This is a genomic window from Mycolicibacillus koreensis (assembly GCF_002104795.1).
Taxonomy (GTDB): domain Bacteria; phylum Actinomycetota; class Actinomycetes; order Mycobacteriales; family Mycobacteriaceae; genus Mycobacterium; species Mycobacterium koreense.
Window position 1 is genome coordinate 83,935 of sequence record NZ_NCXO01000011.1, and the last position, 7,721, is coordinate 91,655.

Sequence of the window (7,721 nt, forward strand, 5' to 3'; positions counted from 1 at the left end):
CACGCTGCGGTTGGCCACCTGGAACGTCAACTCGATCCGCACCCGGGTCGGCCGGGTCACCGACTGGCTGGCCCGCGCCGACGTCGACGTGCTGGCCATGCAGGAAACCAAGTGCACCGACGCGCAGTTCCCGATGCTCCCGTTCGTCGAACTCGGCTACGAGGTTGCCCACGTCGGGCTCAACCAGTGGAACGGGGTGGCGATCGCCTCCCGGGTCGGTCTTGATGAGGTGCAGATCGGTTTCGCCGACCAGCCGCGCTGGGCGTCCAAGCCCGACGTCGACCCGGTGGCCGAGGCCCGCGCGGTGGGAGCGACCTGCGCCGGGGTGCGGGTGTGGAGTCTGTACGTGCCCAACGGGCGCACCCTGGCGGACCCGCACTACCGCTACAAACTGGACTGGCTCGCCGCGCTGCGTCGGTGTGCGACCGACTGGCACGCCGACGCCCCGGACACCCCGCTGGCGTTGGCCGGCGACTGGAACATCGCCCCCACCGACGACGATGTGTGGGACATGGCGGTCTTCGACGGCGCCACTCATGTCTCCGAACCGGAGCGCGCCGCGTTCGCCGCGTTCACCGACGCCGGTTTCACCGACGTGGTGCGCCCGTTCACCCCGGGCCCGGGTGTCTACACCTATTGGGACTACACCCAATTGCGGTTCCCCAAACGTCAAGGCATGCGGATCGACTTCATCCTCGGCTCCCCGGCCTTTCAGGCGCGGGTCACCCACGCCGAGATCGTCCGCGAGGAACGCAAAGGCAAGTCCCCCAGCGACCACGCTCCGGTACTGGTTGAGCTGCGTCGACCGTAGCGTGCCCGAATACCCTTGAGCCGGGGTGGATTTCACGCCCCGGGAGGCGTCGACGCCGTGGTCGCCCCAGATTTTGTTCAGCGATCACACATGGTGGGCGGGCCGCGCGTACCTCGCGCCGACGCCGGGTTGCGACTACTCTGGTAGTTCCGATTGCGAGGAGACCGATGGACGTCAAGGGTGCGATACGGCAGGCCGGCCGGGCCGTGGGCCGGGCCGCCGATGCGACCACCATGGCCGCCGGTGCCGTAGGCGGCGCAGTGCTCAACGGTGCGATCAGCGGTGTGCAGGGCATGGTGTCCGGTGCGCAGCGCGGGGCCGCCGAGGCACCCAACGTGGTGTCGGCCGTGCCGGGTGCGGTGGTCAGCAGCGTCGTCGACGGTGCCCAGGGCGCGGTCTCCGGAGCGCGGCGCGGCGCCGGCCAGGGCAGCCAGTCCACCCCGGTGGCCGCGGCCACCCTCGGGGTGATCGGCGCGATCGGCGTGATCGAGTGGCCGCTGTTGCTGGCGATCGGCGGTGGGGCGTTGCTGCTGCGGCGCGCCAAGCAGCGCCAGGCCGACACCCCGGCGGTGCAGGCCGCACCGGCGCGGCTGCGCGCGGTGCCGTCGGCGACCGACTCCCCCGCGCCGGCGAAGGCGCCCGCCAAGGCAGCGAAGAAATCCCCGGCCGCCAAACCCGCCAAGGCCCCCGCGAAGACCACCGCCGCCAAACCCGCCAAGAAGACCGCGAAGGCCGCAAAGTCGACGGCGAAGTCGGCGGCGAAGAAAGCCGGTACGAAGGCTTCGGCGAAGAAGGCTTCGGCGAAGAAGGCTTCAGCGAAGAAAACCCCGGCAAAGAAGGCTCCGGCAAAGAAGGCGGGGTCCCCCTCAGCGGCACCCCGTAACCCCCGCTGATCGCTTTGGGTATCACCACTCTTCCGTTCCGTCTGGCCGCCTGGGGCCTGCACACCTCGGCCACCGTGGTCGGCGCCTCGGTGACCGCCACCGCCGCGGCGACCGAGGTGGCCACCCGCCCGGCCCGTGAGCTGACCACGATGGTCTCCCGCGGCCTCGGCGACGTGCTGGCCGGCCGGCGCAGCTGGCGCGGCCACGGCCGGGCCTGGATCGAGGTGCGCGGGCTGCACGGTGAGCGCGCCGGGGAGCTCGGTCCGGCGCTGCTCGCCGCGGTCGCCGAACAGCCGGGGGTGCGCGCGGCACGGTTGAACCATCCGCTGTCCCGGCTGGTGCTCGACGTCGACGACACCGTCGCGCTACGCCCGCTGTGCCAACTGGTGGCCGCCACCGAACGCCGCTACCGCGACGCCGGATCCCCCCCGGTGCGCACCGACAGCCTCCCCGGCGACGGGCTGGCCGCCGCAGCACAGGTGGTGACCGCCGGGGCGAACACGGTCGGTTTCGGGCTGGCCCTGGCCGGCTGGGCGCTGCGGGTGCCGCCGCTGCCGGCAACGGTGGAGGCGGTGGTGGCCGCGGTCTCCTACCAGCCGCGGCTGCGCACGCTGCTCGAGGACCGCATCGGTGTCCCGGCCACCGACACCGCGCTGTCGGTGGCGATGGCCGTCGCCCACACCGTCACCGTCGCCCCCGCCGCCCTGCTGCTCGACGTGCTCAGCGAGGCGGTCGCCCTCGGTGAGCACCGCGCCGCCGCCGAGGCCTGGCAGCGTCACGAACCCACCCTGGCCCGACACGCCGAGACCGCCACCGTGCATCCCGGCGGGCGGGCGGTGCCGGCCCCGCCCGGCGTGGCGGGGCGCCACTCCGCGCTGGCCGCGCTCGTGCAGGCCGTCGGTGCGGCCACCGTCGGTGCGGCCACCCGCGATCCGCAGATGGCCGCGAACGCGGTGCTGGTCACCGCGCCCAAGGCCGCCCGGGTCACCCGCGAGGCGTTCGCGGCGCGCCTCGGTCAGGAGTTGACCGACCGCCACGACGTGCTGACGCTGACCCCGGCGGCGCTGCGGCGGCTCGACCGCGTCGACACCCTGGTCATCGACCCGCGGGTGCTGTGCACCGACCGACTGCGGGTGACCGGCGTGCGCGGCATCCCCGACCGCGACCTGACCGGCGCCTGGGCCCGCGCGCAGGCCCGCCTGGATGAGGGGTTGACCCCGGGCTGGCATTCCCTGGATCCCGACACCGCGCTGGAGGCGTTGTACCGGCCCGCCCACGATCCGCTGGCGGCAGCGCTGGTCTCCGAGGCCCGCCACGCCGACCTCACCGTGGTCTCGGTCGACATCGATGTACTCGACGAGTTGCAGCCCGGTTTCGACGATGTCGAGCCCTCCGGGCCGGGATCGGTGGATGCGGATCTGGCGACGCTGGTCGCCGACCTGCAAGCGACCGGTAAGACCGTCGCGGTGCTCTCCAGCACCGCGGGTGCCGCTCTGGCCGCTGCGGATCTGTCGATCGGGGTGCTCACCGACGCCGCTGCCCCACCGTTTCAGGCCGAGCTGCTGGTGACCGGGCTGCCCGGGGCATGGCAGATCATCCACGCCCTGCCGGCGGCCCGTTCAGCGGTGCGTCGTGGAATCGAGATCTCCGCTGGGGCAACCGCATTGGGGTCGCTACTGATGCTTCCCGGGGTGCGCGGCACCGGGCCCGGCCCGGTGACCAGCGGTGCGGCCGTGGGATTGTTGACCGGATTTTTGCTGGCGCGGCGCACCGCGGCGGTGCCCACCCCCGCTCCCGCGCCGACCCAGGAGTGGCACGCCATGTCCACCGAGCAGGTGCGCGCCCTGCTGCCGACCCCGCGCCGCGAGCCGGCGTCGGAGCCGGCCGGCCGGTTGGCCCGCGTGCAGCCCGGCCTGCAGTTGCTGCGCCGTGGTGTGGAACTCAGTGCCACCCCGCGCCGCTCGGCGGCCCAGTTCGGTCGGGCGGTGCGTGCCGAACTCGCCGACCCGATGACCCCCATCCTGGCGCTGGGGTCGGCGGCGAGCGCGGTGCTCGGCTCGCCGGTGGACGCGATCATGGTCGGCTCGGTGCTCACCGGCAACGCCATGCTCGCCGCCGCCCAACGGCTGCGGGCCGAATCCAAACTCAACGAGCTGCTCGCGCAGCAGGCGCCGATGGCGCGGCGCGTCGACGTCACCGACCACGGCGAGATCTACGTGGAGATCCCCGCCGAGGCTCTGCTGCCCGGCGATCTGATCGAGGTCCACTCCGATGAGGTGGTGCCCGCCGACGCCCGGCTCATCGACGCCCCCGAAGTCGAGGTCGACGAATCCTCGCTGACCGGTGAGTCGATGCCGGTGGACAAGCAGACCGAGGCCACGCCCGGGGCCGATCTGGCCGAACAGTTCTGCATGCTGTTCGCCGGCACCACCGTGGTGACCGGTACGGCTCGCGCTGTGGTCACCGCGGTCGGGGCCAACACCCAGGTGCGCCGCGCCGCGGCGCTGGTCGGCGCACAGAACGAGACCGTCGGGCTGCAGCATCAGCTGGGCCAGTTGACCACCCGCGCCTGGCCGGTGAGCTTGGGCGGTGGCGCGGCGGTCGGGCTGCTGGGGCTGCTGCGCGGCAAGGGATTACGTCAGGCGGTCGCCGACGGGATCGCGGTGAGCGTGGCCGCCGTCCCGGAGGGCATGCCGCTGGTGGCCACACTGGCCCAGCAGGCCTCGGCGCGCCGACTGACCGGCCTGGGGGCGTTGGTCCGGGTGCCGCGCTCAGTGGAGGCACTCGGCCGCGTCGACGTGGTCTGCTTCGACAAGACCGGCACGCTCAGCGAGAACCGGCTGCGCGTCACCCAGGTCCGTTCGGTGAGCGAGCACACCGATGCCGAGGTGCTGCGCTGCGCGGCGGCGGCGACCCCGACGGTCAACGGCCGCACCCATGTCCACGCCACCGACGCCGCGATCATCGCCGCCGCCGTGGAGACCAACGGCGAATCCGATGGCCCAGCACCGGTGGCGCACCTGCCGTTTCGGCCGGGCCGGTCGTTCTCGGCGACGGTCGTCGGCACCGAACTGACCGTCAAGGGCGCCCCCGAGGTGCTGTTGGCCGGGTGCGGCCGGGGACGCGGCACGCAGGCCGGTGTGGTCGACGCACTGGCCGCCGACGGGCTGCGGGTCATCGCGGTGGCACGGCGTCAGTTGTCGGCGACGCAGATCGCCACCGCCGCCGACGACCCCGACACCGTCGCCGAATTGTGCACCGAGGACTTGGAGTTGGTCGGGTTCCTCGGCCTGGCCGATACCCCGCGACCCGAGTCCGCGCAGCTGCTGGCCGATCTGCGCGAGCACGGCCTGGGCATCCGGCTGATCACCGGTGACCATCCGATCACCGCCGCGGCGATCGCCCGCGAGCTGGGGATGCCGGTGCGCACCGATCAGGTCGTCAGCGGCACCCAGTGGGATGCCATGTCGCGCAAGGCCCAGGAGCGCGCGGTGGCCAGCACGGTGATCTTCGCGAGGATGTCCCCGGCGCACAAGGTGCAGATCGTGCAGACGCTGGAGCGCATCGGTCGGGTCTGCGCCATGGTCGGCGACGGCTCCAACGACGCCGCCGCGATCCGGGCGGCCACCGTCGGGGTCGGGGTGGTCGGCCGCGGCAGCGATCCCGCCCACGGTGCGGCCGACGTGGTGTTGGTCGACGGGCGCATCGAGTCGCTGGTGGCCGCGGTCGAGGAGGGCCGTCAGCTGTGGCAGCGGGTGCAGTCGGCGGTGGCGGTGCTGCTCGGCGGCAACGCCGGGGAGGTGGCGTTCGCCACCTTGGGCACCGCGATCGGCGGCACCTCCCCGCTGAACACCCGCCAGCTCCTGCTGGTGAACATGCTCACCGATGCGCTGCCGGCCGCCGCCCTGGCGGTCAGTGCACCCCGCAACCCGATGTCGCACGACACGCGCGGGCCCGACGAGCGCCGGCTGTGGCGGGCGGTGGCGGTGCGCGGTACCGCGACCGCCGGTGCGGCGACCGCGGCGTGGGCGATGGCCTCGCTCACCGGGCGTCAGCAGCGGGCCTCGACGGTGGCGTTGGTGGCGCTGGTCTCCGCGCAGTTGGGGCAGACACTGCTGGATTCGCGCGCCCCGCTGGTGGTGCTCACCGCCGGCGGGTCGCTGGCGGTGATGGGTACCTTGATCAGTATCCCGGGACTGAGCCAGTTTCTTGGCTGCACACCACTGGGACCCGTTGGCTGGGCGCAGGCCCTCGGCTCGGCCAGTGCGGCGGTCGGCGCAGCGGCGGTGGTGCCGCGCATGCTGGGGGTCGCCGACGCACCTCCAACACCCCCGCCCGCCACAGCACCGCGTACAGGTGACGCAGCGGAATCGTCAGAACCTCAGCCACAGGCACAACCAAGCGGTCAGCCGGAAGATCGGTCGTCACATGTCCGAGGGTGACCACCCAATCCAACCCGGCCGCTAACCCGTAGTTACCGAAAGGCGAACGATGGCGGACAAGCAGACACGACAGGCCAGCTCGCACAGCGAGGCGGTGCAACAGATCCGGGACGGCGAGTCATTCGCGCTGAACCTCCCGATGGTCGGCGAGGTGCAGATCCCGCCGCCGGAGCAGATCGCCTACTACGGCGGGCTGGCGGCGCTGGCCGCGCTCGATCTCATCGAGTGGCCGGTGGCGGTGGTGATCGCCGCCGGCCACATCATGGCCAGCAATCAGCGCAGCCGGCTCCTCGAAGAGCTCGGGAAAGCCATCGAGGACGCCGGCTGAGCGGTTTTTCAGCTACTTGACGGTGAGGATCCCGGCCCGCCATGCGAGGGCGTAGACCTGCCGCAGCGGCACGCAGAGCAGCCGGGCGGCGCCGTCGACCACCGGGTCCGACGGGCTCTGGTGCTTCTTCAGCACGGCCAGGCTGTCAGCCGCAACGCGGGTCGGGGTCAATACTTCGGTGTAAGCAACGGCAGCCATGGTTGCCTCCTAGCCAGTGTGAGAAACGCGAGAACGGTTAGCGCGGGGGCCTGCGTCTCGTCGCACCCCGAGGGGGTTACTGGCCGGAAGTGGTGGCCGGAACCAGGTTCGGGGAAGAGACGGTAGCCCAAGATCGGTACGGACTATCACCGGAGCTCATCAGTGCCCCTCACCTCCTCTCGGCCACGGCACACGCGGGTGCCTTCAGCGTTCAACGCGCACGGCTAAGGAGTGGGATTCCGGCCAGACTCGGCCGGAGAAGACCGCACCCCACTCGTTTTGGCTTCGACACTGCACGGCGTGTCCGGAGAACCGGAAGCCACTTGGGCTCAACCCTTAAGCCGGGAGGAGCTGTCCTGACCTGTGGCGTCTCTCGACGTTCAAGGTCAGTGGCCTATGTCCGCGCAGCCGCCTCGCCTAACGAGGTGCTCGCGAGGTCCATGGTGCCCCAGCGCGGCCACCCGGTCAACTCCCCGCCCCATGCGCGCCGAATCCGCAGTTCACAGGTGCCGACACGGCGCGTCGGACACGCTCGGACGCCCGCCGCCATGCCCCGGCCAACCGGTTGGGACACAAGTGCCATTAGTGTGGTTATGGCGCCCCGCGCCACGGGTCCGTCGGGGTGACCGCGCCGCGAGCGGCGCGAACCGGACCTCGAAAGGCGGTATTCACGGTGTTCTCCAGCAGAAGGTTCCCCAGCGTCGGTGCCGCAGTCGGCTGCGCGGCCGCCCTGGCCCTGGCGCTGGCACCGACGGCCACCGCCGACCCGCCCGACCCCCACATGCCCGACATCACCAAGAACTTCTGCCCCGGCGGGCACTGGGGTGCCGGCGGGGCCGGTCTCGGCGGCGCGATGGGCGTCTGCGACGGCGCCAAGTACCCCGACGGCTCGTACTGGCACCAGTGGGTCGACAACGGGTTCATCGGGATCGGGGTGACCTACCACTACGACTGCGTCGGCGACAGCGGCAACAACGTGTTCCCGGCTCCGCCCCCGCCCGGAGGCTGCGACGGGGCCATCCCGGGTGCCCCGGGCGACGCCCCACCCGGGGAGAACC

Annotated in this window: 5 protein-coding genes, 2 pseudogenes and 1 riboswitch; of the genes and pseudogenes, 5 read left to right on the plus strand and 2 right to left on the minus strand. The window is 72.2% G+C overall.

The window, feature by feature from the left end; all coding sequences use genetic code 11:
* Positions 1 to 4 precede the first annotated feature (4 nt).
* From B8W67_RS07415 to B8W67_RS07425, 3 genes and pseudogenes are all read left to right on the plus strand, one after another.
* A complete protein-coding gene (locus B8W67_RS07415; RefSeq protein WP_174254781.1) occupies positions 5 to 811 on the plus strand; it encodes an exodeoxyribonuclease III in 807 nt (268 codons plus the stop codon).
* 167 nt (positions 812 to 978) lie between these two features.
* Entirely contained in the window at positions 979 to 1,704 is a 726-nt protein-coding gene (locus B8W67_RS21100) for a TrbL/VirB6 family protein (protein WP_372507453.1), read from the plus strand.
* Positions 1,705 to 1,709: 5 nt separating this feature from the next.
* Positions 1,710 to 6,032, plus strand: a pseudogene (locus B8W67_RS07425) (HAD-IC family P-type ATPase); the annotation flags it as partial.
* 16 nt (positions 6,033 to 6,048) lie between these two features.
* Here B8W67_RS07425 and B8W67_RS21665 read toward each other — a convergent pair.
* A pseudogene (locus B8W67_RS21665) lies at positions 6,049 to 6,222 on the minus strand (hypothetical protein); the annotation flags it as partial.
* Here B8W67_RS21665 and B8W67_RS07430 point away from each other — a divergent pair.
* Positions 6,187 to 6,465, plus strand: a complete 279-nt coding sequence (locus tag B8W67_RS07430) for a hypothetical protein (protein WP_069390562.1) — start codon at positions 6,187 to 6,189, stop codon at positions 6,463 to 6,465. The pseudogene B8W67_RS21665 and the gene B8W67_RS07430 sit on opposite strands and share 36 nt — an antisense overlap.
* Before the next feature lie 12 nt (positions 6,466 to 6,477).
* On the opposite strand, the gene B8W67_RS07435 is transcribed toward B8W67_RS07430, so the two are convergent.
* Positions 6,478 to 6,663 carry an Rv1535 family protein gene (locus B8W67_RS07435; protein WP_069390563.1) on the minus strand — a complete coding sequence of 62 codons (186 nt, stop codon included), beginning with the start codon at positions 6,661 to 6,663 and terminating at the stop codon, positions 6,478 to 6,480.
* A gap of 262 nt (positions 6,664 to 6,925) precedes the next feature.
* Positions 6,926 to 7,095: riboswitch (M-box (ykoK) riboswitch) on the minus strand.
* A gap of 241 nt (positions 7,096 to 7,336) precedes the next feature.
* Between B8W67_RS07435 and B8W67_RS07440 the strand changes: the two genes are divergently transcribed.
* A partial coding sequence (locus tag B8W67_RS07440; protein ID WP_085303278.1) for a hypothetical protein occupies positions 7,337 to 7,721 on the plus strand: 385 nt, incomplete at its 3' end.